Raw genomic sequence first — 24,143 nt, forward strand, 5'->3', positions numbered from 1 at the left:
GACAACCCGGGCCCGGTGCGGAGACTCTCCGCGCCGGGCCCGCTCGTCATATTGGGTACCATCGTCGTCGGCCGTCCGGGCCCCTCGGCCCGCACGGACGGCATACGCCCCTGTAGCTCAGTTGGTAGAGCATCCGCCTTGTAAGCGGACGGTCGCGGGTTCGACTCCTGTCGGGGGCTCCGTCAGCCAGCGCTAGCGCGGGGGCATCCGCAGCGCGCCGTCGAGCCGGATGACCTCGCCGTTGAGCAGCGGGTTGTCCACGATGTGCGCGACGAGCGCGGCGTACTCCTCCGGCCGGCCCAGCCGGGAGGGGTGGGGGACCAGCGCCTCCAGGGAGGAGCGCACCTCATCACCCAGCCCGGCCATCATCGGGGTCTCGAAGACGCCGGGGGCGATCGTCATGACCCGGATGCCCTTGTCGGCCAGGTCGCGTGCGGCGGTGAGCGTCAGCCCCACCACACCTGCCTTGGACGAGGCGTAGGCGGCCTGCCCGATCTGGCCGTCGAACGCCGCCACGGACGCCGTCATCAGGACCACGCCGCGATCACCGTCGACGGGCTCGTGGGCGGCCATCGCCTCGGCTGCCAGGCGCAGCACGTTGAAGGTGCCGATCAGGTTGATCTCCACGACGGCCCGGTAGGCGTCCAGTGACAGGGTGCCGCGGCGGGACAGGATCCGGCCGGGCGTCGCGACCCCGGCGCAGTTCACCACGACCCGGAGCTCGCCGAACTCGCCGGCAGCCTCGACCGCGGCCCGCACCTGCTCCTCCTCACGCACGTCGGCCGCGGCGAACCGGGCCCGTTCGCCCAGCTCGGACACCAGCTCCTCGCCGCGACCCCCCGGGAGGTCGACCAGGACGACACGGCCGCCCTCGGCCAGGAAGCGACGGGCCGTCGCCTCGCCCAGGCCGCTGGCGCCGCCGGTGATCAGGGCGACGGTGTTCTCGGTGATCTGCACGGGGTGTTCCTCCTGCGCTCGGGTGGGGTCAGTCCTTGAGCAGCTGCCGGGAGATGACCAGGCGCTGGATCTGGTTGGTGCCCTCGAAGATCTGGGTCACCTTGGCCTCGCGCATGAAGCGCTCGACCGGGAAGTCCTTGGTGTAGCCGTAGCCCCCCAGCACCTGCACCGCGTCGGTCGTGACCCGCATCGCGGCGTCCGTCGCGACAAGCTTGGCCACCGACGCCTCCTGGGAGTGGGGCAGACCGGCGTCCTTGAGTCGCGCCGCGTGCAGGTAGGTGGCCCGCGCCGCCCCCACCGCGGCAGCCATGTCCGCGAGCAGGAAGGCCAGACCCTGGTTGTCGGCGATGGGGCGGCCGAACTGCTGGCGCTCCTTGCTGTATGCCGTGGCCTCCTCGAGCGCCCGCTGCGCCAACCCGGTGGCTGCCGCGGCGATGCCGAGCCGGCCGGAGTCCAGGGCGGCCAGGGCGATCTGCATGCCCTGCCCCGGCTCTCCGACGAGACGGTCGGCCTCCAGGGGGACCTTGTCGAAGAGGACCTCGCGGACGGTGTCGCAGTCCAGCCCCATCTTGCGCTCCGGCTCGGCGAAGCTGAGCCCCTCGGCCCCGGCGGGCACGAGGAAACAGCTCAGGCCCCGCCCGCCGTCGTCGGAGGTCCGCGCGAACGTGGTGTAGAAGTCGGCGTGGCCGGCGTGCGAGATCCAGGCCTTGCCGCCGGTGATCCGGTAGCCGCCGGCGTCGGCCGGGACCGCCCGGGTGCGGATGGCGGCGACGTCCGACCCGGCCTGCGGCTCGGACAGACAGTAGGCGCCCAGCTGGTCGCCGGACAACATGCCGGTGAGGTACTTCTCCTGTTGCTCGGGGGTCCCGAAGTGGGCCAGCGGCGCGCAGGTCAGGGAGTGGACCGAGACCCCGACGGCCACCGACATCCAGGCGTGGGCGATCTCCTCGACCACCTGAAGGTAGACCTCGTACGGCTGACCGCCCCCGCCCAGCTCCTCGGCATACGGCAGGGAGAGCAGGCCCGCGCCGCCCAGGAGTTCGAAGGTCTCCCGCGGGAACCGGCCCGCCGCCTCGGCGGCATCCACCTGCGGCAACAGGTTCTTCCGGGCGATGTCGCGGACCAACTCGATGAGATCTCCAGCTTCCTCGCTGGGCATCAGGCGCTGCACGGGCATGCGCGCACTGTACCCACTGGCCCAGCACCCCGTGCAGGAGCCGAAGAATCGGCGATATAGTGCCATTCATGCCGCACTTGAGGATTGGCGAAGCCGCAGCCCTGCTGGGAGTCAGTGACGACACCCTGCGTCGCTGGGCCGACCAGGGGCGCCTCCCGGTGTCCCGCTCGGCCTCGGGGCGCCAGCAGGTGGAGGGCGCGGACCTGGCTGCCCTGGCCCAGGAGCTCGCGACCGAGCAGCACTCGGGGTTGCGCGCCTCGGCCCGCAACCAGTTGCGGGGCATCGTCACCAAGGTCACCGCGGACACCGTGATGGCCCAGGTGGAGATGCAGGCGGGCCCGTTCCGCGTGGTCTCGCTGATGAGCAGCGAGGCGGTGCAGGAGCTGGGTCTGGACGTCGGCGTGGTCGCCGTCGCCTCCATCAAGGCCACCCACGTCATCGTCGAGATCCCACCGGAGAGCTGAGGCCACCATGTCCCGCACCCGCACCCGCACCCTTCGCCGACTCGCCGCTCTGGCCGCGGTTCCGGCCCTGGCCCTCACCCTGGCCGCGTGTGGCGATGACACGGGGGAGGCTGGGGCCGGGGGCGAGGTCACCGGGGACGTCGTGGTGTATGCCGCAGCCTCCCTCACCGACACCTTCACCGAGTTGGGGGAGCAGTTCGAGGAAGAGCACCCGGACACGTCGGTCACCTTCAACTTCGCCGGCAGCTCCGCGCTGGCCCAGCAGATCATCTCCGGGGCGCCGGTGGACGTCTTCGCCTCCGCCTCCCCGGCCACGATGACGCAGGTCACCGACGAGGACCTTGCCGACGGGGAGCCGGTCGTGTTCGTGAGCAACCGGTTGCAGATCGCTGTGCCCGCGGGCAACCCCGCGGGCGTCACCGGCCTGGAGGACTTCACCAAGGAGGACCTCACCATCGCCCTGTGCGCCGAGGAGGTGCCGTGCGGTGCGGCCTCGGTGAGGGTGTTCGAGGCGGCCGGGCTCACGCCGGCCCCGGACACCTACGAGGAGGACGTCCGGGCCACGTTGACCAAGGTGGAGTTGGACGAGGTCGACGCGGCGCTGGTCTACCGCACCGACGTGCTGGTGGCCGGCGACGCGGTCGAGGGCATCGACTTCCCCGAGTCCGAGGAAGCGGTCAACGACTACCCGATCGTGCTGCTCACCGACGCACCGAACGGCGCTGCCGGCCAGGCTTTCCTGGACTTCGTGCTCTCCGAGGCGGGCCGCTCGGTGCTGGGCGACGCCGGTTTTGACCTCCCCTGAGCCGCGGGGGCGGGGGACCGGCATCCCGCCGGTCCTCCTGCTCCCGGCCGCCCTCGGCCTGCTCTTCCTCGTCCTGCCCCTCGCGGGGCTGCTGGTCCGGACGCCCTGGGCGGACCTGGGGGAGCACCTGGCCCGGCCAGCGGTGCTGGAGGCGCTGCGTCTCTCCCTCCTCTCCGCCGTCGTGGCGACGGGGATCTGCCTGGTCCTCGGCGTCCCACTGGCGTGGGTGCTGGCGCGGGCCACGGTCCCGGGGATTCGGGTGGTCCGGGCGCTGCTCACCCTGCCCCTGGTGCTGCCGCCGGTCGTCGGCGGTGTTGCCCTGTTGCTGCTGCTGGGGCGCCGGGGCCTGATCGGGCAGTACCTCTACGAGTGGTTCGGGGTCAGCCTGCCCTTCACCACGACGGCCGTCGTCCTCTCGCAGGCCTTCGTGGCGATGCCCTTCCTGGTGATTGCGGTCGAGGGCGCACTGCGGGGGGCGGACCGACGCTACGAGGACGCCGCGGCCACCCTCGGTGCGGGGCGCTGGCTGACCTTCCGGCGGGTCACCCTGCCGCTGGTCGCTCCGGGCATCTCGGCCGGGGCGGTGCTGTGCTTCGCCCGCGCGCTGGGGGAATTCGGCGCCACCATCACCTTCGCCGGCAACTTCCCCGGGGTGACCCGGACCATGCCGCTCGCGGTCTACCTGGCGCTTGAGTCGGACCCCGAGGCCGCGATCGTGCTCGCCCTGGTGCTGCTGCTCGTCTCCGTCGTCGTGCTGGTCAGCCTGCGCGGCCGGTGGGTCGCGGGGGCAGCGTCGTGAGCGGCTTGCAGGCCCGGCTGGAGGTCCAACGGGGAGCGTTCGAGCTCGCCCTGGACCTCGCCGTGGGCTCCGGGGAGATCGTGGCGCTGATCGGGCCCAATGGGGCCGGCAAGACCACGGCGCTACACGTCCTGGCGGGATTGCTGCGGTTGGGCTCCGGGTCGGTCCGGCTCGGCGACCGGGCGGTGGACGACCCGGCCACCGGCAGCTTCGTGCCGACCGAGCGCCGGGAGGTCGGGATGGTCTTCCAGGACTACCTGCTCTTCCCCCACCTGACGGCGCTGGAGAACGTCGCGTTCGGACCCCGCGCGACCGGAGCCCCCCGCGCGGTGGCGCGGGCCATGGCGCGGGAGTGGCTCTCCCGGGTGGGGGTCGCCGAGCACGCCGGCTCCCGACCGGGTGCGCTCTCCGGCGGCCAGGCCCAGCGTGTGGCCCTGGCGCGGGCACTGGCCACGCACCCCCGGCTGCTCCTGCTGGACGAGCCCCTCGCGGCGCTGGACGCCGGCACCCGGATGGAGGTGCGGGCCGAGCTGGCCCGGCACCTGGCGGCCTACGACGGAGCCACCGTCCTGGTGACCCACGACCCGCTCGACGCGATGGCCCTGGCGCACCGGATCGTGGTGTTGGAGGGCGGCCGCGTCGTGCAGGACGGACCGCCGGCGGAGGTGGCCCGGGCCCCGCGCACCGAGTATGTCGCGAGCCTCGTCGGGTTGAACCTGCACCGGGGCACCGCGCACGACCTGATCGTGGAGGTCGAGGGCGGTGGGCAGCTGCACATCGCCGAGCCCGCGCACGGCTCCGTCCTGGTGAGTTTCCCTCCGGCGGCAGTGACCCTGCACCAGCGCCGGCCCGAGGGGTCGGCCCGCAACGTGTGGCAGGGCCGGCTGGAGAGCCTGGAGCAGCACGCCCACACCGTGCGGGTGCAGGTGGTCGCCCCGGGCCACCCGACGGTGTTGGCCGACGTCACCGCGCTGGCGGTGGCCGAGTTGGACCTCACGCTGGGCTCCCCGGTGTGGGTGTCCTTCAAGGCGACCGAGGCCCACGTCTATCGCGCCTGACGGCATACGGAAAGGGCAGCCGCCGGGCCCACCCGTATGCCGAAGGCGGGTGCCGCTACTGCGGCAGCTCGGGGGGAGGGCTCAGGGAGGGGCGCTTGGGCTCCACGCCGTCCCCGGAGGAGCGACCCTGCAGCCGGCGTTGCACCCACGGGGCGGCGTACTCACGGGCCCACGTCGCGTTGTCCCGCAGCGCGTCGATGCGTCCCGGCTTGGGCTGCGGGGGCAGGGGCACGCGCCAGTCCGCCTCGTCCGGGGCGTGGCCGAGCGTCTCGTAGGCGGCGAGTGCCACCCGGCGATGGCCCTCCTCGGTCATGTGGATCCGGTCGGGGGCCCACATGCGCCAGTCCCGGAGGAAGTCGAGGGACCACTGGTTGAGCACGAAGCAGCCGTGGCGTTCGGCGATGGTCCAGATGTGGGCGAGGAGCACGGCCGCCCGTGGGCGCACCCGCTCGATGATCGGTGCGCCCACCGGGTCGGTCGGCGTCGCCATGAGGACATCGGCCCCGGAGGCCCGCAGTCGCTGCACCGCCGACTCGAGCTGGTCGGCGAGCGCGTCGACATCGGCCTTCGGGCGCAGGATGTCGTTGCCGCCACCGACGATGCTCACCAGGTCGGGCCGCAGGGCCAGGGCCGCCTCCACCTGCCGGGTGGTGATGTCGTCGATCTTGCGCCCCCGGATGGCCACGTTGGCATAGCTGAACTCCTCCGAGTGGGCCGAGAGCAGCGCCGCCAGCCGGTCGGCCCACCCGATGTAGCTGTCCTCGGAGGTGGGATCGGCATCGCTCATCCCCTCGGTGAAGGAGTCGCCGACGGCCACGTACCGCGGCCAGGCACGGGGCTCCGGGCGGATGCTCCCCGAGCGGCCGGGGCCGGTCGGTGGGCTGGTCGTGGGCTGCTGCGCCATCGCTTCCTCCATGCCTCGATGTTACCTGTCGGTAAGTTGGTGGGTGGCGGGGTCAGGGTAGGGACCAGTCGAGCGCTCGCCCGCCCTGTCGGACGAGCAGCTCGTTGGCCCGGCTGAACGGCTTGGACCCGAAGAAGCCCCCGCGGGCCGACAGCGGTGAGGGGTGGGCGCTCTGGATGATGGGCACGTCGCCCAGCGAGCCCGCCAGGGTCCGGGCGTCCCGTCCCCACAGGATCGCGACGAGCGGGCCGCCCCGCCGTGCCAGCGCCGCGATGGCCAGGTCGGTCAGTTGCTCCCAGCCCTTGCCCCGGTGACTGGCCGGGGCGCCCGGCCGCACGGTGAGCACCCGGTTCAGCAGGAGCACCCCCCGCTCGGCCCACGGCGAGAGGTCCCCGGTGCTGGGCAGCGCCACCCCGAGGTCGTCGGTCAGCTCGGCGTAGATGTTCTGCAGGCTCCGCGGGATCGGGCGCACGTCCGGGGCCACCGCGAAGGACAGGCCGACCGCGTGGCCCGCCGTGGGGTAGGGATCCTGCCCCACGATGAGCACCCGGACCCCGTCGAGCGGCTGCTGGAAGGCCCGGAGGATGTGGGGTCCGGCGGGCAGATAGCCCCGTCCGGCGGCCACCTCCGCCCGCAGGAAGCGGCCCAACTCGGCCACCGCGGGGGCGGCCGGCGCCAGGGCCTCTGCCCACGTCGGGTGGACCAGATCGGTCAGGGGTGCGGCGGCCTCCGGGATCACACCGGCACTGTATGACGTGCCCACGGACCGCCGTAATGACAAGGGTGTGATTCATTGCGTAGAGTGGCCCGAGCAGTCGCCACCGAGGAGGGACCACCCATGGGAGCAGCGCCCGAGGCCGACACCGCGTCGCCGGCCGCCGAGCTCAGCGACCGGGATCGCAAGATCATCGACTTCGAGCGGCAGTGGTGGAAGTACGCCGGGGCCAAGGAGCAGGCCATCAAGGACCTGTTCGACATGAGCGCCACCCGCTACTACCAGGTGCTGAACCAGCTGGTGGACTCCCCGGCCGCGCTGGCGCACGACCCGATGCTGATCAAGCGGCTGCGGCGGATGCGCGGCCCAGCGGCAGAAGACCCGCGTCGGCGCGCCGGCTCGGCTTCGAGCTCTGAGGCGACGCCGCTACCGGCATCCCCACCGACGGACGAGGCGGGACCACCCACTGGGTGGTCCCGCCTCTGCATACCGCCGGGACGTGTCGCTGGTCTTAGCGGCGGGCGCGGCGGCCCGCGAAGGCGGAGGTGCCGCTCTGGGCCAACGGGTTGCGGCTCAGTGCCCTGGCGTTGTCACGCTCCAGGTCGTGGGTGCGCTCCCGGGCCTGGTCGCGGGCGAGGTCGGCATTCATCATGTGGAACATCGGGATCTCCTTGGGTGGGTGAGGTGTGGGTTGGTCTCGTGTGGGGAGGGGCAGGTATGTCGTCAGCTCGCGTCGCGGTCGGCCGGCGCCTCGTCGCGATCCGTGGGGCCGGGGACGTGGCGGACGACGACGTCGCCGCTGACGGTGCGGGTGCGCAGCTCGACGTAGTCCTGGCCCTCGGCGGGCTCGCCCAGGCTCTGCAGGTCCGAGCGCACGCTGCCGGACACGGTGTTCAGGTCGGTCCAGACCGGCGTGCCGGCCAGCACGCCGACGGTGATGTCACCCGAGGCGCTGCGCACCTGGGTGGTCCCGAGGCGCACCAGGTGCACCTGGGTGTCGCCGCTCGCGGTCGTGGTGGACAGCTCTCCGGAGGCATCGTGCACCGTGACGTCTCCCGATCCGGACTTGGCCTGCAGCGTGCCGACGAAGCGCTGCACGGTGAGGTCGCCGCTGCCGCTGACGGTCTGGGAGACGCCCCCGAGGCGGCCGACGGTGAGGTTGCCGGAGCCCGACTTGGCGGTCAGTCCGTCGGCGACGCCGTCGATGCGCACGTCGCCGGATCCCGCGGTGAGCTCGGCGGCACCCACCTGCTCCAGGGTGACGTCGCCCGAGCCGGTGCGCAGGGTGACACCGCCGACCGGGCCGGTGGCCCGCAGGTCCGCCGATCCGAGCACGGCGCTCAGGTCGCTGCCAGCGGGAAGCGTGGCGGTGACGCGCAGCGAGGCGCTGCCGAAGAACAGCCCGCCGCGCTGCTTGGGGCCGATCACCGAGATGGTCCGCCCGTCCTGCTCGATCCGGGTCTCGTCGGCCAGGCGGCCGGTGACCTCCACGGTGGTCTCCATGGTGTCACCGGAGCGGACGGTGATGTCACCGGCGCCGATCTCCAGGTGCAGGAGGACAGGCTCGGGGGTGCTGAACGTGCGGTTCATGGGAGTTCCTCGTCTCTGTGATGTCAGGGTGGTGTCAAGGGGCTGGGTCAGGCCCAGCCAGTCATCCGGCGGCCCCGCCCCCCGGGCTTGCCGGGGGGAGTGGGCGGGGAGGGCGGACCGAAGCCGGCGATGTTGGGAAGGTCCACGCTCCAGCCGCGACCATCCAGGTGGATCCGGTTGCCCCGTGTCGCACCGCGGACCGCCTCGACGAGCCAGCTGTTGAGGGACACCCCGGTGTCTGCGGCCAACTCCTCGGCGCGCGCCTTCAGGCTCTCCGGAAGTCGGAGCGTGATCCGCACCTGCGCAGCAGATTCCTCCGGTTCGACGTCCTCCGGGCCGAGCTGCTCCGGCTCACCCTGGGGCGCGCCGACCGACTCGAGGACGAACTCCACGTCGCGGCCACGCAGGCGGGTGTCGACGCTGCCCGTCGGGAGCTCCGCGCTGATCTCGGCCGCGGCGTCGGTGATCGCCTCAAGGAGGGTGAGGCGGACTGCCGGCTCGAGGGCCAGCAGCAGGCGGTCGGCGCCTGCGACCACGTCGGGGCCGCCGAGCTCGGTGGCTGCGGTGACCTCCTGGCGGAGCCGGGCGATGTAGGTGCTGAGTTCCATGACTCCACTGTGACACCACTGTGGTGTCATGTCAACACCAAAATGATGTCAATCTGTCGTCACCCGGGCGGCGGGTGGTGTCGGCCGGTGGCTCCTCACCGGGACCGCCTACCCTGGAGGCATGCCTGAGACCACCTGGCGCGAGCTCGCTCCAGGGGTCTATCTGCGCCACCACGAGGAGTTGGAGCTGAACTGCGGCCTGGTGGTGGGCCAGGAGCGCGCGCTGGTGATCGACACCCGCAGTACGGCGGAGCGGGGGCGCGAGCTCGCGGCGGCGGTCCGGCAGGTGACCGACCTGGAGCAGGTCGTGGTCAACACCCACGCGCACTATGACCACTGCTTCGGCAACGTGGCCTTCCGCGACTCGCAGATCTACGCCCACGCCGACGCCGTGGAGGACCTGCGCAGCACCGCCGAGCACCAGCGGGAGCAGGTGGTGGCGCACCTGCGGCGCACCGACCGGGAGGCGCTGGCGCAGACCTACCTGGACACCGAGGTGGTGCTGCCCTTCTACCTCATCGAGGAGGACACCGCCCTGGACCTGGGGGGCCGCGCCGTGCATCTGCACCACGGGGGGCGTGGTCACACCAACCATGACCTCGTCGTGTCGGTGCCGGACGCGGGCGTGGTCTTCTGGGCGGACCTGGTCGAGCAGGGTGCGGATCCGGCGATGGACGACTCCTACCCGCTGGAGTGGGCCGCGACCCTGGCGCGGCTGCGTCGGCTGCCGCAGGTCGCGGACGCCACGGTCCACGTGCCGGGGCACGGAGAGGTCGTCGGGCCCGACTTCGTCGCTGCCCAACAGGCCACGCTGGAGGCCCTGGGGGCTGCGCTCTCCGAGGCGCTCGGGACCGGGGTGCGGGAGGTTGACGCGCTCGTGGCCAAGACCCGGGGCCTGGGGCTGCAGGACGCCACGCTGCGCGACGCCGCCGTCCGGGCCCTGGAGACGGGCCGCCTCCACCGCTGATGCATTTGCACTCAGGGGGTCCGAGTGCTAATCATGGTCCTAGCACTCGGGACACCCGAGTGATAACAGTGACCGTCCTGTCGAGGGCGTGTGCGGTCGGGCGACGTGAGCCCGTCCCGCCACGGCCGTCCGTCGCGGGCGACCGGCCGGTCCCCAACCCGTTCAGCGTGTGGGAGGAACCACCCGAATGGCCAAGACCATTGCTTTCGACGAGGAGGCTCGCCGCGGGCTCGAGAAGGGCATGAACACCCTTGCCGACGCCGTGAAGGTGACCTTGGGCCCCAAGGGCCGCAATGTCGTGCTCGAGAAGAAGTGGGGCGCCCCCACCATCACCAACGATGGTGTGAGCATCGCCAAGGAGATCGAGCTCGAGGACCCCTACGAGAAGATCGGCGCCGAGCTGGTCAAGGAGGTCGCCAAGAAGACCGACGACGTCGCCGGTGACGGCACCACCACCGCGACCGTCCTGGCCCAGGCCATGGTCCGCGAGGGCCTGCGCAACGTGGCCGCCGGCGCCAACCCGATGGCCCTCAAGCGCGGCATCGAGACTGCCGTCGCCGCGGTCAGCGAGGAGCTGCTGACCCAGGCCAAGGAGGTCGAGACCAAGGAGCAGATCGCCCAGTCCGCCTCCATCTCCGCCGCCGACAACGAGATCGGCGACATGATCGCCGAGGCGATGGACAAGGTCGGCAACGAGGGTGTCATCACCGTCGAGGAGTCCCAGACCTTCGGCCTGGAGCTCGAGCTCACCGAGGGCATGCGCTTCGACAAGGGCTACATCTCGATGTACTTCGTGACCGACACCGAGCGCATGGAGACGGTCCTGGAGGACCCCTACATCCTCGTGGTCAACTCCAAGATCGGCGCCATCAAGGACCTGCTGCCGGTGCTGGAGAAGGTCATGCAGTCCGGCAAGCCGCTGGTCATCATCGCCGAGGACGTCGAGGGCGAGGCGCTGTCCACGCTCGTCGTCAACAAGATCCGCGGCAACTTCAAGTCGGTGGCCGTCAAGGCCCCCGGTTTCGGTGACCGCCGCAAGGCCATGCTGGCCGACATCGCCATCCTCACCGGTGGCCAGGTCATCTCCGAGGAGGTCGGCCTGAAGCTGGAGACCACCGAGCTCGACATGCTCGGCCAGGCCCGCAAGGTCGTCGTGACCAAGGACGAGACCACCATCGTCGAGGGTGCCGGTGACGCCGACCAGATCGCTGGCCGGGTCAGCCAGATCCGCGCCGAGATCGAGAACAGCGACTCCGACTACGACCGCGAGAAGCTGCAGGAGCGGCTGGCCAAGCTGGCCGGCGGCGTGGCGGTCATCAAGGCCGGCGCGGCGACCGAGGTCGAGCTCAAGGAGCGCAAGCACCGCATCGAGGACGCCGTCCGCAACGCCAAGGCTGCGGTCGAGGAGGGCATCGTCGCCGGCGGTGGTGTCGCCCTGATCCAGGCGTCCACCGCGCTCGAGGGCCTGTCCCTGGAGGGTGACGAGGCCACCGGTGCCAACCTGGTGCGCATCGCCATCGAGGCCCCGCTGAAGCAGATCGCCGTGAACGGTGGCCTGGAGGGCGGTGTCGTGGCGGAGAAGGTGAAGAACCTGACCCCGGGCCACGGCCTGAACGCCGCCACCGGTGAGTACGGCGACATGCTGGGCTTCGGCGTCGCCGACCCGGTGAAGGTGACCCGCTCGGCGCTGCAGAACGCGGCCTCCATCGCGGCCCTGTTCCTGACGACCGAGGCCGTCATCGCCGACAAGCCGGAGAAGGCCCCGGCCATGCCGGCCGGCGCCGACGGCGGCATGGGTGGCATGGACTTCTGATCCACCGCGTTCCTCGCGGACCACGCGGCGGGGCGGTCCCCTTTCAAAGGGGGGCCGCCCCGTTGTCATACCCGGGTGTCATACCCGAACGGGGCGGCCCCGGCGGTGCCCGGCCGGGATGGGGAAGGGCCGGGCCGGGCACCGGGTCGCTGCGGGGTGAACCGCAACGTCACCGCGGGGTGAACCGCAGTGTCACTGCGGCGTGAACCGCAACCGGTTGGCCTGCTCGACCAGCTCGTAGTCTTCCCCGGCCAGCTTCAGCGCGGCGGAGATGTTCTGCAACGACACCCGGACCTTCTCCTGGGTGGCGTTCCACTCCTGGGTGACGCCGGCGAAGTTGGCGGCCGCGCCCCCGCGCCAGCAGTCCTGCAGCGCGTTGAGCTTGGCCATCATGGCCCGGACGTCGCCCTCGATCTGGGCGGCGATCCGCTGGATGTCTCCCGAGGCTCCCGCGATCCGCGCGGTGTCCACGGCAAAGGTGTTGCTCATGTGCCCTCCCTGGTCCCGGTGGCCGACCCCCACGGCCGGCACCTCGTGGACACGACACTAGGGCGGACCGGGTCGGCCCGTTCCCGGTTATCCACAGGCGCTCCCGGCTCGGGGCGTCCCTATTAGGGTCGGGCGGTATGACGATTGCCCGCTCCGTGCTGCTCTTCGCCCTCGCCGCACTGTTGGAGATCGGCGGCGCCTGGATGGTGTGGCAGGGACTGCGTGAGCACCGGGGCTGGCTCTGGGTCGGCGCCGGGGCCGTGTTCCTCGGGCTCTACGGCGCTGTCGCCACGCTGCAGCCGGACGCGAACTTCGGACGGATCCTCGCGGCATACGGCGGGGTTTTCGTTGCCGGATCGCTGGCCTGGGGGATGGTGGTCGACGGCTTCCGGCCTGACCGTTATGACCTGATCGGCGCTGCCGTGTGCCTCGTGGGCGTCGCCGTCATCATGTACGCACCCCGGGCGGTGCCGGGAGGATGACGATCTGGATCGACCCTCCCCTCTGGCCCGCGCACGGGCGGCTGTGGTCGCACGTGATCAGCGACACCTCGCTGGAGGAACTGCACGACTTCGCCCGGCGGGTGGGCCTGCCGGAACGATCGTTCGAGGGGGACCACTACGACATACCGGAAGACCGGCACGCAGCTCTCGTGGCGGCCGGAGCCACCCTGACGGGCGCGACGGACCTGGCGCGGCGGTTGCAGGCCAGTGGACTACGGTTCCGCAAGCGGAAGGGGGAGCGCCCACTCGCCCGGGTTGTCGACGGTCTGCCGGCCGTGCGCGGGCCCCACGTGCTGGACGTCGTCGCCTCCCCGCACGAACCCCCGGCCGGTTCGGGTGCCGCGGTCGTGCTGGTGCGGTCGCCAGGGGACCGGCTGCTTCTGGTGCGCAGCACCTCCCGGTTGGGCTGGGCCCCGCCGGGCGGGAAGGCCGAGGGTGGGGAAGGACCGCGGCGGACGGCGGTGCGGGAGTTGCACGAGGAGACGGGGTTGCGCCTGGCCGTCGACGTGCTGCACCCCGTGGGGTATGAGCGGATCACCATCCGGGCCGGGGATGAGGCCGGCCCCTGGTCCGCGGGGGACAACCTCATCGCAGTGTTCGGGACCGTGCTGCGCGACAGCCCGACCGTGGCACCCGTGGAGGATGACGTCACGGACGCCGCGTGGGTCCACCTGGTCGAGGCGCGTCGCCGGTGCGGGGACCAGCCGTGGTGGCTGCTGGTCCAGCGGTGGCTCGGGAGCTAGCGACCCAGGCGTCCGAGCTCACGCTCGACGTTGCTGACGGCAGCCGCCTGCCACTCCCGGTGGCCGTGCGAGGTCCGGTAGACCGGGCCGCGCCCGACCAGCGCACGCAGGATGGACGCGCGGCCGTGCGCATACAGCGGGTCCGGCACGTGGGCGTACTCGCGGCGGACCTGGGAGCAGTACTCGTCGAACCGCTCGGGCGGTGCGGCCAGGATCCACAGATCGGCGTCGTGGAAGGCCGCCAGTGGGCCGGTGCGCGCCGGTGCCCCCTCGGCCGACGCCGCGCCCTGGTGGTCGGCGGTGAGGAGGATCAGCGCCTCCACGGTGTCGACGGTGGCCGCGTCGACACCCAGGTGGTGCAGGTGGTCGCGGGCCAGCGCGGCGCTGCGGTGCTCGTTGCTGCCGGCAGCGGCGCGCGGGTCGTAGCTGACGTCGTGGAACCACCCGGCGACCCGGGCCACGCGCGCGCCGACGGCGTCCACCGCGCCGGCCCCTTCCAGGGTGGCTAGCGCGCTGAGCACCTCCGAGAGGTGGGCCAGCGTGTGGTAGGCCCGGTGCAGCTCGCTCCAGGCCCCGGCCAGCCATTCACCCTCGGCCCGGCACCGGTCCGGGCCGGCGTGGGGCGCCAGCGCGGCAGCATCCGCCGCCCACTGGTCGAGCAGGTCGGTCAGGCCGAGAACGGCAGGGTTTCCTTGGCGCTCTGGCCGATGTCGCTGACCTTGGCCTTGGCGCTGCGCGAGGCGGTCTTGGCGGCCGACTTGGCCCCGCTGAGGAAGCTCTGAGTGGCCAGCGTCAGGCCGGCCCCGACCAGCCAGATGTCCTTGGCGATCGGGGTGCCGTCCTGAGTGGGGCGGATGCCGTCGTCCTGGGTCATCCCCGGGGTGCGCAAGTACATGCCGATCAACCCGGCGCCGAACCCGGCGAGGGCCGCACCCGCGACGGCGGAGGGCACCTTCGGGAACAGCAGTGCCGCGCCGAGCGCCGTCTCGCCCGCTGCCAGGAGCTGGGCGAAGTCGGTGGGCTTGAGGGACGACAGGAACGGGTAGGCGCCGCTCGCCATCCCGTGCAGGCCGGCGGCGGTCTCCTCGTCGGCGCCCCACTTGGACAGGCCCGAATTCAGGATGTAGGCGCCGGTCGCCAGGCGCAGCGGGACATGGGTCGGGTGCATGTGGACTCCTCACACGGTGGACGAGCGGACGGGCGTCGGTGCCCTGCCACCGATCATGCCCCGATTCGCCTGCCGATCTCCACCCAGGGCCTGACGGGATCGCAGAATCCCCCGTCAGAGTGCGGGGGACGGGAGCCGGTGGCGAGGAGGTGCTCGTCTGTCGGGGGCGGGATTTGGTGGAGTTTGTTTGTGGACAGGCTTGCGAAGTTGTGTACGGGTGTTCTACGATAGGGGGGTATCGGAGAGGTCGCACCGATTGGTTTCGTACGGGGAATGCGGGGCCGGGGTTGGTGGGGTCTGGGAGTCGGCGGAGAGGGGGTGTTGTCGTGGATCGGTCATCCGGGGGTGCGGGGCGGGAGTTGTTTGAGCCGGAGTGGCGTGTCCGGTTTGATCGGTCGTTTGCCCGGGTTGCTGTGGAGGAGGTTTTGCCGCGGTTGGTGGGGTTGCGGGTCGGCGAGGGCCTGGTCGAGCCGTTGATGGTGGGCCTGCTGGAGTCGGTGGAGTCGGTGGGGGGTATGCCGTGTCGTGCGGATGTCCATCGGGGGTGGGTGCCGGCGGGTGCCCGGTTGGTGTTGCTGCCCGAAGACGAGGGCGGGCCCGAGGGCGAGTCTGACGCCGTGGGGGGCGAGGGGCGCGAGGGCGAGGGGCGCGAGGGCGAGGGGCGTGACCCTGTTCGTGTTGAGGGGCGGGTGGGTCGTTTGGTGGCGGCGTTGACTGAGTGTGAGTTTCCTGAGGCGGTGGTGGGCCAGTTGGTCGCGTTGGTGCCGGTGTTGGCCTCGGGCGCGGCGGGGGAGTGCCCGGCCGGGGGCCTGCCGGGTTCACCGGCCGAGGGTCGGGGTTGTCCGGTCGAGGGTGGGGGGACGTTGGCCGGTGGTGGGGGGTGGGGTGGGGCTTCGGGTCGTGCGCGGGCTAGTGATGGGGAGTTGGTGGCGGCGGTGGAGGCGTCGGTGGTGTTGTCGCGGTGGTCGGAGGCGTTGTTGGCGGGGGTGTTGCGTGATTTGGCGGCGGCGACGGGGCAGGAGTTGTTGGGTCGTGCTGGGGTGGCGGGGCCGCAGGAGTTGTCGAAGACGGCGCGGGGTCGGTGGCGGGCGAAGGTGAAGTCGGTGTTGGCGCATGAGGTGCAGTTGGTGACGGGGTGGGGGATTCAGGATTGTCATGACCGGGTCGGGTTCGCGACGGGGCCGGGGTTGGCTACGGGGGTGGTGTGGGAGGCGTGGGCGGGTGGGGAGGTGCAGTGGAATCAGGTGCGGGCGTGGTGGTCGGCGTGTCGGCATATGCCGGTGGAGGTTGCGGCGCAGGTGGCTTCGGAGACGTTTGGGCCGGGTTCGGCTCGTGCTCGTTCGGCTCGTGATGGTGGGGTGGATCCGGGTTCGATGGCGCGGGAGGGGTGGGGGGAGACCAAGGACACGTTGGCTCGGTTGGTGGCGGCGTTGTTGGGGGAAGATCCGGCGGCGGCGCGGGCGGGTCGTGCGGCGGCGTTGGCTCGTCGTGATGCCCGGGTCGTGTTGGAGGATGATGGGACGGGGTGTTTGACGATCACGGGGGGTACTGCTGCGGTCGTGGCCGCGATCAACCGGATCGATCGTGCTGCTCGGGCGTTGCGGGCTGCTGGTGATGAGCGGACCCTGTCCCAGTTGCGGGCTGATCTGGCGTTGTCCCTGCTGATCCATGGCACTACCAACACCACAGGACGTGCGACTGCCCCGGCAGACGCGAACACGACAGGCAGCCAGAACACGACGGGCAGCGACGACCAGACGGCAGCGGAGTGCCAGTCAGCAGACGACGACACGACGGGCAGCGACGAGCGCGCGGGCAGCGCCGGTCAGAGGGGCAGTGGGGGCAGTGCGCCCTGGTTCGTGCCCGAGGGTGCTGTTGCCGAGCCGGGGTGGGCCGGTCACGACACCGGTGCTAATGACACCGACCCTGACACCGGTGCTGATGACACCGACCTCGGTGACACGAATGCTGATGGCGCCGGTGCTGGTGGCACCGGCGCTGAGGAAGCTCGCGGCACGGGGCGTGGGGCGATGGGGGCTGAGGTTCCCGGGGGCCTTGAGGGGCCTGGTGTTGGTGGTGATCTGTTTGGTGGGGTGGATGAGGAGACGGCGCGGGTGTTGTCGGGGGATCCGCGGGTCAGTCTTGAGGTGATCGTGCCGTTGGATGTGTTGCTGAGTCCGGAGTCCTCCGGGGTCGGGATGATCCCGGGCCATGGGTACTTGTCGGGCGAGGAGGTGCGTGAGTTGGCGGTCCGGGCTGGTGGGGTGTTGCGCCGGTTGGTGACGGACCCGGTGGATGGGCATGTGATCGAACGGTCTGCCACGACGTATCGTCCGGATGCGCAGATCAGGGCGTTTGTGCAGGCTGCGGATCGGCGGTGTCGGGCGCCGGGGTGTCGGCGTCCTGCGCAGGAGTGCGATTTTGATCATGTGGTGGCGCATAGTGAGGGTGGGCAGACCAGTTGTCGGAACGGGATGTGTTTGCATCGGTCGCATCACTCGTTGAAGACTGCGCAGGTTTGGTCGGCGCAGATCGATGAGGCGCGTCGGGTGAGGTGGACCACGTTGCTCTTCGGGTGTTACACGACTCGCACGTTTGATTACCGGGTGCTGCTCGATCCGTTGCCCACCGGCCAGGGTGATCGCAACGAGACCGGTGAACCCGGCAGGCCCGGGAGCACGGGGGGTGGGTCCGGCGGGGCGGGTCGTGAGTCGTCGGGGTCCGGCGGTGCGGAGCGGCGTGCGGTGGCGCGGGAACGGTTGGCTGCGGCCGAGGCTGGTGACGTTGACCTGCAGAACCGGTTGATCTATGCCGCGCTGGCGCACCGGGAGCGGCCTTCCAGGTTGGTCGATGAGGATGACTACTTTGATCCCGAGACCCGGTCCCTGGGACCGGCCTGGGTGCATCACCAGGCCCCGATCAAGCTGCGGCACCAGACCCGTAAGGGGCACCGGCGTGGTGGGGCCCCGCCGGACCAGCCCACACCCGAGGACATCCTCGGCCTGCGCGACGACGACAACGACAGCCACAGCGACCGCCCGGGCAAGAGCACGGGCACCGGCACGGGCAAGGGCAGCAGCGGCGAGGGCGGCCGCGGCGGCAGGGGCGACGGACAGGGCAATCGCGGTGGCCACGGTGACCGCGGACCGAGTATCGACCGCGCCGAACCGCCACCACCCTTCTGAGGGGCACGAGTCTGAGGGGCACGAGTCCCTTCTGAGCAGCATGAGCCCCTGGCTCCCGCACCCTTGAAAGCGCCGCCGCCTCCATGGGAGATACCGTCGGTACATGCTCATCGGTGCCCACGTCGACCAGACCGACCCGATCGCAGAGGCCCGCGCCAGGGACGCCCGGGCGGTGCAGATCTTCCTCGGTGACCCGCAGGACTACAAGGGCCCCCAGGTCCGCTACCCGGGCGGCGCCGAGGCGCTGCGGGCGGCGGCACAGGAGGCAGGGATCGCGCTCTACGTCCACGCGCCCTACGTGATCAACGTCGCGACGACCAACAACCGGATCCGGATCCCCAGCCGCAAGCTCTTGCAGCAGCACGTCACGGCCGCCGCCGAGGTGGGGGCAGCGGGAGTGATCGTGCACGGCGGCCATGTCCTGGCCAAGGACGACCCGGAGAAGGGGTTCGACAACTGGCGCAAGTGCATCGACGGGTTGGACGCTCAGGTCCCCGTGCTCATCGAGAACACCGCTGGCGGGGGCAACGCGATGGCGCGGGGTGTGGAGAGCCTGGAGCGGCTCTGGGCGAGCGTGCTGGAGGCGGACGAGGGGAGCGAGGTGGGGTTCTGTCTCGACACCTGCCACGCCTACGCCGGCGGCGAGGATCTTGCCGGACTGGTCGACCGGTTGCACTCCGCGATCGGGCGGATCGACCTCGTCCACGCCAACGACAGCCGGGACGCGCAGGGGTCGGGCGCCGACCGGCACGCCAACCTGGGCCAGGGCACGCTCCCCGCCGACGACCTCGTCGCGGTCGTGCGGGAGGCTGACGCCCCGGTCATCGTGGAGACACCGGGCGGCGCGGAGGAGCAGGGCGCTGACATCGCCTGGCTGCGCGAGCGGCTGGCAACAGGCTGACCGACCGGGCAGCAGGCTGACCGCCCGGGCCGGGGGTTAGGCGGCGCCGGCCAACGGACCGGGCAGCGGCCGGGCGTGGACCACCGTGAGACCGCTCACGGCTCGCGTCAGCACGACGTAGAGCCGGCGCAGGCCGGTCCGTTCGTCGGGCTCCGCAGCGGCGATCTCGGCCGGCTCCAACACCACGACCTGGTCGAACTCCAGCCCCTTGGCGACCGTCGCCGGCACGACCTGGACCTGGTGCAGCTCCTCGTGCTCCCCGCCCAACACGTCGTGGGGCACCCCGGCGTCCGCAAGTGCAGCCGAGAGGCGGCCCGCCAGGGCGTCCGGGACGATCACGCCGACGGACCCGGGCTCCGTGCCCAGCGCGGTGACCTCCCGGACCGTTTCGGGGAGCAGGTCCTCGGCGGCGATGGTGCTGACCTGGAGGCGGCCGGGGTTCTCCCGGACGGAGACCGGGGCGCCGAGCCCGGGTGCCATGTGCGGCAGCAACTGCGCTGCAAAGTCGATGACCGACGCCGGCACGCGGAACCCGCGGTCCAGGACCTCCAGGTGCGCGTCCTCTTTGCCGAGGTGGCGCAGCGACTCCTCCCAGGATGCCGTGGCCCATGGTGTGGTGCCCTGCGCGATGTCACCGAGAACGGTCAGGGATCCGGTGGCGGCCCGCCTCCCGACGGCCCGCAACTGCATGGGGGAGAGGTCCTGCGCCTCGTCGACCACGATGTGGCCCAGGCTGGGGGTCCGCTCGAGGATGTCGCCCAGCTCGTCCAGCAGCACCGCGTCGGCGGCGCTCCACCGGGCAGACCCCTTGGAGCGGGCGGGCTTCTCCCAGCGCAGCAACTCCTGCTCCTGCGCGGTCAGGTCACCCTGTGCCGCCGCAGCAAGGGCCTTGGCGTCCGACCACAGCTCCCAGAGCACCTGCCTCGGGTCGAGCTGTGGCCACAGCGAACGCGCGTAGTCGCGGACCGGCTTGGACCGTGCCACGGCGTCCTGCACCCGGTCGTCCGGGGTGTCCCCGGCACGCTCCATCCGGACCAGCACGGCGTGGGCCAGGCGGTGCGGCAACATCGCGCGGGCGGCCTCGTACCGGACCCCCCGCCCGGCCAACTCGTCGAGGATCTCCTGCACCTCGAAGGCGCCGATCCGCCACCGGCGGGAGCCGCGCGGCACGACCAGCGGCTCCTCGGCCCGGCGGACGCGTGACCAGACGGCGCGCCGCAGCACCGTCGCGAGCCGGGCGTCCCCCTTGAGGGTCGCCAGGTGGGGGCTGTCGACGGCGCGCACGGTGATGTCACCCACCAGGTCCTCGACCGTGGTGTGGCGCACCTCGATCTCGCCCAGGGCCGGCAGCACGGCACCCACGTGCTCCAGGAACGCCCTGTTCGGCCCGATGACCAGCACGCCGGCCCGGGCGAGCCGCTCCCGGAACGCATAGAGCAGCCAGGCAGCCCGGTGCAGACCTACGGCCGTCTTGCCCGTGCCCGGCGCACCCTGCACGCAGATCGTCGTGGTCACGTCGGAGCGCACGATCAGGTCCTGCTCGGGTTGGATGGTCGCGACGATGTCGCGCATCGGGCCGACCCGGGGTCGCTCGATCTCTCGCGCCAGGATCGCCGAGCCGCCGCCGGGGCCCGCGCCGACGTCGCCCGGCTCGGGGGCCAGCAGGTGTTCGTCCTCGTATGCCGTGAGCTCGCCCCCGTCCACCCCGAACCGGCGGCGCAGCACCACGTCCATGGGCTCGGTGGGCGAAGCGCGGTAGAACGCGGTCGAGACGCCCGCCCGCCAGTCGATGACGACGGGCTCGCCGGCACGGTCCGAGACGTGGCGCCGCCCGATGTAGTGGGGCTGTGCGGGGCCACCTCCCCCCGGACGCAGATCGACCCGGCCGAAGAAGAGCGTGCTGCCGGGGTCATCCAGCAGGGACTTCGCCCGCTGCCACAGGGTCCACGCCAGCTGTTCCTGGGCGATCTGGTCGCCGGCCTGGACCTGCAGCGAGAGGGTGTGCTCGCGCATCCGGGCCAGCTCGGCGCGGGCCCGGGCCAGGTAGTCCTGCTCCCGGGCGAGTTCCTGGGCAGGGTCGGGGGCGGGGAGATTGGGCATGAAAGGGCCACCTCGGATCGACCAGGGCGAAAGGGGGGAGACGAAAGACCCTAGCCGATCCGAGGTGGCCTGTCTTGGGGGTTTACCGCTGTTGCTCGTCGGGTCGGGCGTCCAGCGTCGCGGTGACCTCCTGGCGCTCGCCGTCGCGTACGAAGCCCAGCACCACCTCATCACCCGTCGTGCGGGCGCGCACCTGCGCGACCAGCGACAGGGCGCTGTCCACCCGCTCGCCGTCGATGTCGGTGATGACGTCACCGGTCTCCAGACCTGCCGCCTCTGCCGGGGACCCGGACTCGACCTGGCTGATGCCCGCCCCGTTGCTCGTGGAGTCCTCGGTCTCGGCGGTGGCGTCCTCCAGTCCGACCCCGAGGAAGGCGTGCTCGGCCGTGCCGTACTCGATGAGCTGGCCGGCGATCGACTCGACGACGCCAACCGGGATGGCGAAGCCGATCCCGATGCTGCCGCTCTGGCTTCCGGTCATGCCGCTGGACAGGGTGGCGATCGAGGAGTTGATGCCGACCAGTCGACCGGCCGAGTCGACGAGGGCGCCGCCGGAGTTGCCGGGGTTGATGGCCGCACTGGTCTGGATCGCGTTGGTGACCACGGGGGTCGACTGCCCCTGCTGCATCGGGTCGCCCTGCTCGCTGGACTCGGTGGAGACGGGGCGGTTCAGCGCGCTGACGATGCCCGTGGTCACCGTCCCGGAGAGGCCGAGCGGGTTGCCGATCGCCATGACCGGGTCGCCGACCGACAGCTCGCCGTCGCCCAGCTCGACGGGCACCAGGTCGGACGGGGGGTCGGCCAGCGCGAGCACCGCCAGGTCGGTGGAGGCATCCTCGCCGACGATCTCGGCCTGGTAGGTGCGCCCGTCGGCGAGCGTTACCTGCACCTGGTCGGCGCCGGACACCACGTGGGCGTTGGTGACGATGCGGCCCTCGGCGTCCCACACGACACCGGAGCCCGCGCCCTCCCCGGTCTGCGAGGCCACCCCGATGGAGACCACGCTCGGGCCGACCTGGTCGGCGATGGTGCCCCAGTCGGTGGCGGTCTCGATCGAGGCGTTGGTCGCCTGCGTCGCCGTGGACCCGGCCGACTCGACCACGACGGGCTGGTCGTCGCTGCCCGCCTGCACCACGGCATACGTCCCGCCAGAGGCGAGCCCCGCGGACAGCAGCCCGACCGCCAGGATGCCGCCCCACCGGGATGCCCGGCCGCCCTGTCGCGGCGTGCTCTGCGTGCTCATGTCGTCCTCCTGTGGCGTGGGTCGTCGGGCTGTATGCCGTGCGCTCGGTGACCATCAGAACCCGGCTACATCGGCGGGCACTGGGAGAATCCTGGGAGTGGCCTGTGGATCTCGATGCGACAACGATTCGGTCCAGGGGCCGGTTTGCACTTGAGCCTGGGCCCGCAACTCCCTACGGTCAACGGTGATCCCGATGTCCCATCGGGGCGGCGTGTCCCCACGGTCGACCCGTGCGGTGGGAGGCATCTGCCTCGTCAATCCGAAAGGACCCGTGAATGCACAAGTCAACGACCCGACGGGGTGCGCTGCTGGCCAGCCTGGCCGCCGGAGCCCTGGTGCTGACCGCCTGCGGTGGCGACGACGGCGAGGCAGGCAACCTGCTCGAGGAGCTGAGGGAAGAAGGCAGCATCACCGTCGCCTTCGCCGGTGAGGAGCCCTACAGCTGGGAGGACGACAACGGCGACCTGACCGGCGCCACGATCGCCCTGGACCGGGAGATCTACGCGGCTCTGGGGATCGAAAACGTCGAGGGCCAGTATGTCGACTGGAACGCCCTCATTCCCGGGCTGAACCGTGGCGAGTACGACGCCGTGTCGGCCGGTATGTCGATCCTGCCGGACCGCTGTGCCCAGGCCTCGTTCTCCACCCCGTCCCTGATGTACACGACCGGGCTGATGGTGCCCGAGGGCAACCCGATGGGTCTGAGCGACATGCAGAGCGTGCAGGAGAGCGACGCCCTCCTCGCCGTGCAGTCCGCCACGATCGAGCAGGGCTACTCCGAGAGCCTCGGGATCGACGGGGCGATGACCGTGCAGAGCTCCCTGGACGGCATGGAGGCCGTGGCCAGCGGTCGCGCCGACGTCTTCGCGCTCACCGCGATCTCGCTGCGCACCATGGCCGAGAACAACCCCGACCAGCCCGTCGAGGTGACCGAGGCGTTCACCGCCGAGATCGACGGCGTCCCGCAGATCAGCGCCGGAGCCACCGTGTTCCGCAACGACGACACCGAGCTGCGCGAGGCCTACAACGAGGAGCTGCAGAAGATCGTCAACGACCCCGAGCGGTTCGAGGAGGTCGTGGGTGAGTTCGGCTTCTCCGAGGCCGAGCGCCCCGCCGAGGATCTGACCGTCGAGATGTTCTGCGACGGCAGCGAGGAGAGCCTCAAGGAGGCCGCCGAGATCCAGGACGCCAAGGGCGGTGACAGCTCCGACCCGACCGATGAGGGCTGAGGACTCCTCACGTGGGTGAGTTCTTCTCCGATGTCGGCAGGACGCTGCCGAGGTTGATCGAGGACGGCCTGTCGGCCACCCTCTACTCCTTCCTCGGCGGCGCCGTGCTGATGATGATCGTCGCGGTCGTCCTGGGCGTCTCCATGCACCAGGGTCCGGCCTGGCTGCGGGTGGTGGCCCGGGTGATCGTGGAGGTGTTCCGGGGCACGTCCCTGGTGGTGCAGCTCTTCTTCCTGTACTACGTCCTCCCGCCCGTCACCGGCATCGACCTGCCGGGCATCTGGACCGCCATCATCGGCCTGGGGCTGAACTACGGCGCCTACGGGGCCGAGGTGGTGCGGGGCTCGCTGAACGCCGTGCCGAAGGGCCAGTGGGAGACCACGACCGCCCTGTCGATGCCGTGGTTCACCAAGTTCCGCAGGGTCATCTGGCCGCAGGCCTGGGCCCTGATGCTGCCGGGCTTCAACAACCTGGCCGTGATGCTCGTCAAGGGCACGGCCGCGGTGAGCCTGGTGCTGCTCAACGACGTGACGTTCGAGGCCGGTATCGCCCGGCGCAGCGTCGGGACCTGGGTCTCCTTCGGCAGCGCGATGCTGATTTACCTGGTCATCGCCCTGCTCGTCTCCATGGGGTTCCGCTGGATGGAACGCCGGGCGCAGCGTCGACTCGGCTTCAAGGTCGGTCGGGCACGGGCGACGAAGGCTGTCGCCGAGGCGGTGGCGTGA

24 protein-coding genes, 1 tRNA gene and 1 pseudogene are annotated in these 24,143 nt (G+C 71.4%); 14 read left to right on the top strand and 12 right to left on the bottom strand.

Annotated elements, in window-relative coordinates:
- The first annotated feature begins 106 nt into the window (after positions 1-106).
- Positions 107-179: transfer RNA gene (locus AC1QRC_RS05600), tRNA-Thr, on the top strand.
- A 13-nt stretch (positions 180-192) separates the two neighbouring features.
- Here AC1QRC_RS05600 and AC1QRC_RS05605 read toward each other — a convergent pair.
- On the bottom strand, positions 193-957 hold the full coding sequence (locus tag AC1QRC_RS05605) for an SDR family NAD(P)-dependent oxidoreductase (RefSeq protein WP_484205811.1): 765 nt from the start codon (positions 955-957) through the stop codon (positions 193-195).
- 28 nt (positions 958-985) lie between these two features.
- Positions 986-2,134, bottom strand: a complete 1,149-nt coding sequence (locus tag AC1QRC_RS05610; protein ID WP_484205812.1) for an acyl-CoA dehydrogenase family protein — start codon at positions 2,132-2,134, stop codon at positions 986-988.
- Positions 2,135-2,202: 68 nt separating this feature from the next.
- Here AC1QRC_RS05610 and AC1QRC_RS05615 point away from each other — a divergent pair, with 68 nt between their 5' ends.
- The 4 genes from AC1QRC_RS05615 to AC1QRC_RS05630 are packed head-to-tail and all read left to right on the top strand — an operon-like array spanning position 2,203 to position 5,260.
- Positions 2,203-2,598 (top strand): TOBE domain-containing protein, encoded by a 396-nt coding sequence (locus AC1QRC_RS05615; RefSeq protein ID WP_484205813.1) that lies wholly within the window; start codon positions 2,203-2,205, stop codon positions 2,596-2,598.
- 7 nt (positions 2,599-2,605) lie between these two features.
- Positions 2,606-3,403: a molybdate ABC transporter substrate-binding protein gene (gene modA, locus AC1QRC_RS05620; protein ID WP_484205814.1), complete on the top strand. Its 798-nt coding sequence runs from the start codon at positions 2,606-2,608 to the stop codon at positions 3,401-3,403.
- Positions 3,390-4,202 (top strand): ABC transporter permease, encoded by an 813-nt coding sequence (locus AC1QRC_RS05625; protein ID WP_484205815.1) that lies wholly within the window; start codon positions 3,390-3,392, stop codon positions 4,200-4,202. Before modA ends, AC1QRC_RS05625 begins: the two co-directional genes overlap by 14 nt.
- Positions 4,199-5,260, top strand: a complete 1,062-nt coding sequence (locus AC1QRC_RS05630) for an ABC transporter ATP-binding protein (RefSeq protein ID WP_484205816.1) — start codon at positions 4,199-4,201, stop codon at positions 5,258-5,260. The genes AC1QRC_RS05625 and AC1QRC_RS05630 overlap by 4 nt, the downstream gene beginning before the upstream one ends.
- A gap of 55 nt (positions 5,261-5,315) precedes the next feature.
- Here the strand turns inward: AC1QRC_RS05630 and AC1QRC_RS05635 are convergent, their stop codons facing one another.
- Together AC1QRC_RS05635 and AC1QRC_RS05640 are read right to left on the bottom strand one after the other, a co-directional pair.
- The gene (locus AC1QRC_RS05635) at positions 5,316-6,164 is read right to left on the bottom strand and encodes an SGNH/GDSL hydrolase family protein (RefSeq protein WP_484205817.1); all 849 of its coding nucleotides are present in this window, start codon (positions 6,162-6,164) and stop codon (positions 5,316-5,318) included.
- A gap of 52 nt (positions 6,165-6,216) precedes the next feature.
- Positions 6,217-6,903 carry a uracil-DNA glycosylase gene (locus AC1QRC_RS05640; protein WP_484205818.1) on the bottom strand — a complete coding sequence of 229 codons (687 nt, stop codon included), beginning with the start codon at positions 6,901-6,903 and terminating at the stop codon, positions 6,217-6,219.
- 99 nt (positions 6,904-7,002) lie between these two features.
- Between AC1QRC_RS05640 and AC1QRC_RS05645 the strand changes: the two are divergent.
- Positions 7,003-7,295 (top strand): annotated as a pseudogene (locus AC1QRC_RS05645) (DUF3263 domain-containing protein).
- 95 nt (positions 7,296-7,390) lie between these two features.
- On the opposite strand, the gene AC1QRC_RS05650 reads toward AC1QRC_RS05645, so the two are convergent.
- The 3 genes from AC1QRC_RS05650 to AC1QRC_RS05660 all read right to left on the bottom strand — a co-directional run bounded on the left by AC1QRC_RS05650 (position 7,391) and on the right by AC1QRC_RS05660 (position 9,077).
- Positions 7,391-7,540 carry a hypothetical protein gene (locus AC1QRC_RS05650; protein WP_484205819.1) on the bottom strand — a complete coding sequence of 50 codons (150 nt, stop codon included), beginning with the start codon at positions 7,538-7,540 and terminating at the stop codon, positions 7,391-7,393.
- Positions 7,541-7,602: 62 nt separating this feature from the next.
- On the bottom strand, positions 7,603-8,469 hold the full coding sequence (locus AC1QRC_RS05655) for a DUF4097 family beta strand repeat-containing protein (RefSeq protein WP_484205820.1): 867 nt from the start codon (positions 8,467-8,469) through the stop codon (positions 7,603-7,605).
- Between the two features lie 47 nt (positions 8,470-8,516).
- Positions 8,517-9,077 carry a toxin-antitoxin system HicB family antitoxin gene (locus tag AC1QRC_RS05660; RefSeq protein ID WP_484205821.1) on the bottom strand — a complete coding sequence of 187 codons (561 nt, stop codon included), beginning with the start codon at positions 9,075-9,077 and terminating at the stop codon, positions 8,517-8,519.
- 121 nt (positions 9,078-9,198) lie between these two features.
- Between AC1QRC_RS05660 and AC1QRC_RS05665 the strand changes: the two genes are divergently transcribed.
- A complete protein-coding gene (locus AC1QRC_RS05665; protein WP_484205822.1) occupies positions 9,199-10,044 on the top strand; it encodes an MBL fold metallo-hydrolase in 846 nt (281 codons plus the stop codon).
- Between the two features lie 187 nt (positions 10,045-10,231).
- Positions 10,232-11,857, top strand: coding sequence for a chaperonin GroEL (groL, locus tag AC1QRC_RS05670; RefSeq protein ID WP_484205823.1), 1,626 nt, complete (start codon positions 10,232-10,234; stop codon positions 11,855-11,857).
- A 192-nt stretch (positions 11,858-12,049) separates the two neighbouring features.
- Here the strand turns inward: groL and AC1QRC_RS05675 are convergent, their stop codons facing one another.
- Positions 12,050-12,346: a WXG100 family type VII secretion target gene (locus AC1QRC_RS05675; protein WP_484205824.1), complete on the bottom strand. Its 297-nt coding sequence runs from the start codon at positions 12,344-12,346 to the stop codon at positions 12,050-12,052.
- A 137-nt stretch (positions 12,347-12,483) separates the two neighbouring features.
- Between AC1QRC_RS05675 and AC1QRC_RS05680 the strand changes: the two genes are divergently transcribed.
- Entirely contained in the window at positions 12,484-12,828 is a 345-nt protein-coding gene (locus AC1QRC_RS05680; RefSeq protein ID WP_484205825.1) for a YnfA family protein, read from the top strand.
- Positions 12,825-13,592, top strand: a complete 768-nt coding sequence (locus AC1QRC_RS05685) for a DUF4031 domain-containing protein (RefSeq protein WP_484205826.1) — start codon at positions 12,825-12,827, stop codon at positions 13,590-13,592. The genes AC1QRC_RS05680 and AC1QRC_RS05685 overlap by 4 nt, the downstream gene beginning before the upstream one ends.
- Here the strand turns inward: AC1QRC_RS05685 and AC1QRC_RS05690 are convergent.
- Together AC1QRC_RS05690 and AC1QRC_RS05695 are read right to left on the bottom strand one after the other, a co-directional pair.
- Positions 13,589-14,113, bottom strand: a complete 525-nt coding sequence (locus tag AC1QRC_RS05690) for an HD domain-containing protein (RefSeq protein WP_484205827.1) — start codon at positions 14,111-14,113, stop codon at positions 13,589-13,591. The two genes, AC1QRC_RS05685 and AC1QRC_RS05690, sit on opposite strands and share 4 nt — an antisense overlap.
- A gap of 146 nt (positions 14,114-14,259) precedes the next feature.
- On the bottom strand, positions 14,260-14,760 hold the full coding sequence (locus AC1QRC_RS05695) for a hypothetical protein (protein WP_484205828.1): 501 nt from the start codon (positions 14,758-14,760) through the stop codon (positions 14,260-14,262).
- Positions 14,761-15,686: 926 nt separating this feature from the next.
- Here AC1QRC_RS05695 and AC1QRC_RS05700 point away from each other — a divergent pair.
- Both AC1QRC_RS05700 and AC1QRC_RS05705 read left to right on the top strand, forming a co-directional pair.
- Entirely contained in the window at positions 15,687-17,945 is a 2,259-nt protein-coding gene (locus AC1QRC_RS05700) for an HNH endonuclease signature motif containing protein (protein WP_484205829.1), read from the top strand.
- A gap of 103 nt (positions 17,946-18,048) precedes the next feature.
- Positions 18,049-18,846 carry a deoxyribonuclease IV gene (locus AC1QRC_RS05705; RefSeq protein ID WP_484205830.1) on the top strand — a complete coding sequence of 266 codons (798 nt, stop codon included), beginning with the start codon at positions 18,049-18,051 and terminating at the stop codon, positions 18,844-18,846.
- 36 nt (positions 18,847-18,882) lie between these two features.
- On the opposite strand, the gene AC1QRC_RS05710 is transcribed toward AC1QRC_RS05705, so the two are convergent.
- The gene (locus AC1QRC_RS05710; RefSeq protein ID WP_484205831.1) at positions 18,883-20,946 is read right to left on the bottom strand and encodes a HelD family protein; all 2,064 of its coding nucleotides are present in this window, start codon (positions 20,944-20,946) and stop codon (positions 18,883-18,885) included.
- An 82-nt stretch (positions 20,947-21,028) separates the two neighbouring features.
- Complete coding sequence (locus AC1QRC_RS05715; protein WP_484205832.1) at positions 21,029-22,189, bottom strand: S1C family serine protease; 1,161 nt, start codon at positions 22,187-22,189, stop codon at positions 21,029-21,031.
- Between the two features lie 275 nt (positions 22,190-22,464).
- Between AC1QRC_RS05715 and AC1QRC_RS05720 the strand changes: the two genes are divergently transcribed.
- Together AC1QRC_RS05720 and AC1QRC_RS05725 are read left to right on the top strand one after the other, a co-directional pair.
- The gene (locus tag AC1QRC_RS05720) at positions 22,465-23,418 is read left to right on the top strand and encodes a transporter substrate-binding domain-containing protein (protein ID WP_484205833.1); all 954 of its coding nucleotides are present in this window, start codon (positions 22,465-22,467) and stop codon (positions 23,416-23,418) included.
- A gap of 11 nt (positions 23,419-23,429) precedes the next feature.
- Positions 23,430-24,143, top strand: coding sequence for an amino acid ABC transporter permease (locus tag AC1QRC_RS05725; protein ID WP_484205834.1), 714 nt, complete (start codon positions 23,430-23,432; stop codon positions 24,141-24,143).

This window comes from Ornithinicoccus sp., assembly GCF_057176825.1.

Coding starts and splice junctions, on each gene's coding strand:
- AC1QRC_RS05720 (WP_484205833.1), top strand. CDS start 22,465: ATGCACAAGTCAACGACCCGACGGGGTGCGCTGCTGGCCAGCCTGGCC.
- AC1QRC_RS05675 (WP_484205824.1), bottom strand. CDS start 12,346: ATGAGCAACACCTTTGCCGTGGACACCGCGCGGATCGCGGGAGCCTCG.
- AC1QRC_RS05615 (WP_484205813.1), top strand. CDS start 2,203: ATGCCGCACTTGAGGATTGGCGAAGCCGCAGCCCTGCTGGGAGTCAGT.
- AC1QRC_RS05715 (WP_484205832.1), bottom strand. CDS start 22,189: ATGAGCACGCAGAGCACGCCGCGACAGGGCGGCCGGGCATCCCGGTGG.
- AC1QRC_RS05650 (WP_484205819.1), bottom strand. CDS start 7,540: ATGTTCCACATGATGAATGCCGACCTCGCCCGCGACCAGGCCCGGGAG.
- groL (WP_484205823.1), top strand. CDS start 10,232: ATGGCCAAGACCATTGCTTTCGACGAGGAGGCTCGCCGCGGGCTCGAG.
- AC1QRC_RS05695 (WP_484205828.1), bottom strand. CDS start 14,760: ATGCACCCGACCCATGTCCCGCTGCGCCTGGCGACCGGCGCCTACATC.
- AC1QRC_RS05660 (WP_484205821.1), bottom strand. CDS start 9,077: ATGGAACTCAGCACCTACATCGCCCGGCTCCGCCAGGAGGTCACCGCA.
- AC1QRC_RS05705 (WP_484205830.1), top strand. CDS start 18,049: ATGCTCATCGGTGCCCACGTCGACCAGACCGACCCGATCGCAGAGGCC.
- AC1QRC_RS05680 (WP_484205825.1), top strand. CDS start 12,484: ATGACGATTGCCCGCTCCGTGCTGCTCTTCGCCCTCGCCGCACTGTTG.
- AC1QRC_RS05665 (WP_484205822.1), top strand. CDS start 9,199: ATGCCTGAGACCACCTGGCGCGAGCTCGCTCCAGGGGTCTATCTGCGC.
- AC1QRC_RS05610 (WP_484205812.1), bottom strand. CDS start 2,134: ATGCCCGTGCAGCGCCTGATGCCCAGCGAGGAAGCTGGAGATCTCATC.
- modA (WP_484205814.1), top strand. CDS start 2,606: ATGTCCCGCACCCGCACCCGCACCCTTCGCCGACTCGCCGCTCTGGCC.
- AC1QRC_RS05655 (WP_484205820.1), bottom strand. CDS start 8,469: ATGAACCGCACGTTCAGCACCCCCGAGCCTGTCCTCCTGCACCTGGAG.
- AC1QRC_RS05710 (WP_484205831.1), bottom strand. CDS start 20,946: ATGCCCAATCTCCCCGCCCCCGACCCTGCCCAGGAACTCGCCCGGGAG.
- AC1QRC_RS05685 (WP_484205826.1), top strand. CDS start 12,825: ATGACGATCTGGATCGACCCTCCCCTCTGGCCCGCGCACGGGCGGCTG.
- AC1QRC_RS05635 (WP_484205817.1), bottom strand. CDS start 6,164: ATGGCGCAGCAGCCCACGACCAGCCCACCGACCGGCCCCGGCCGCTCG.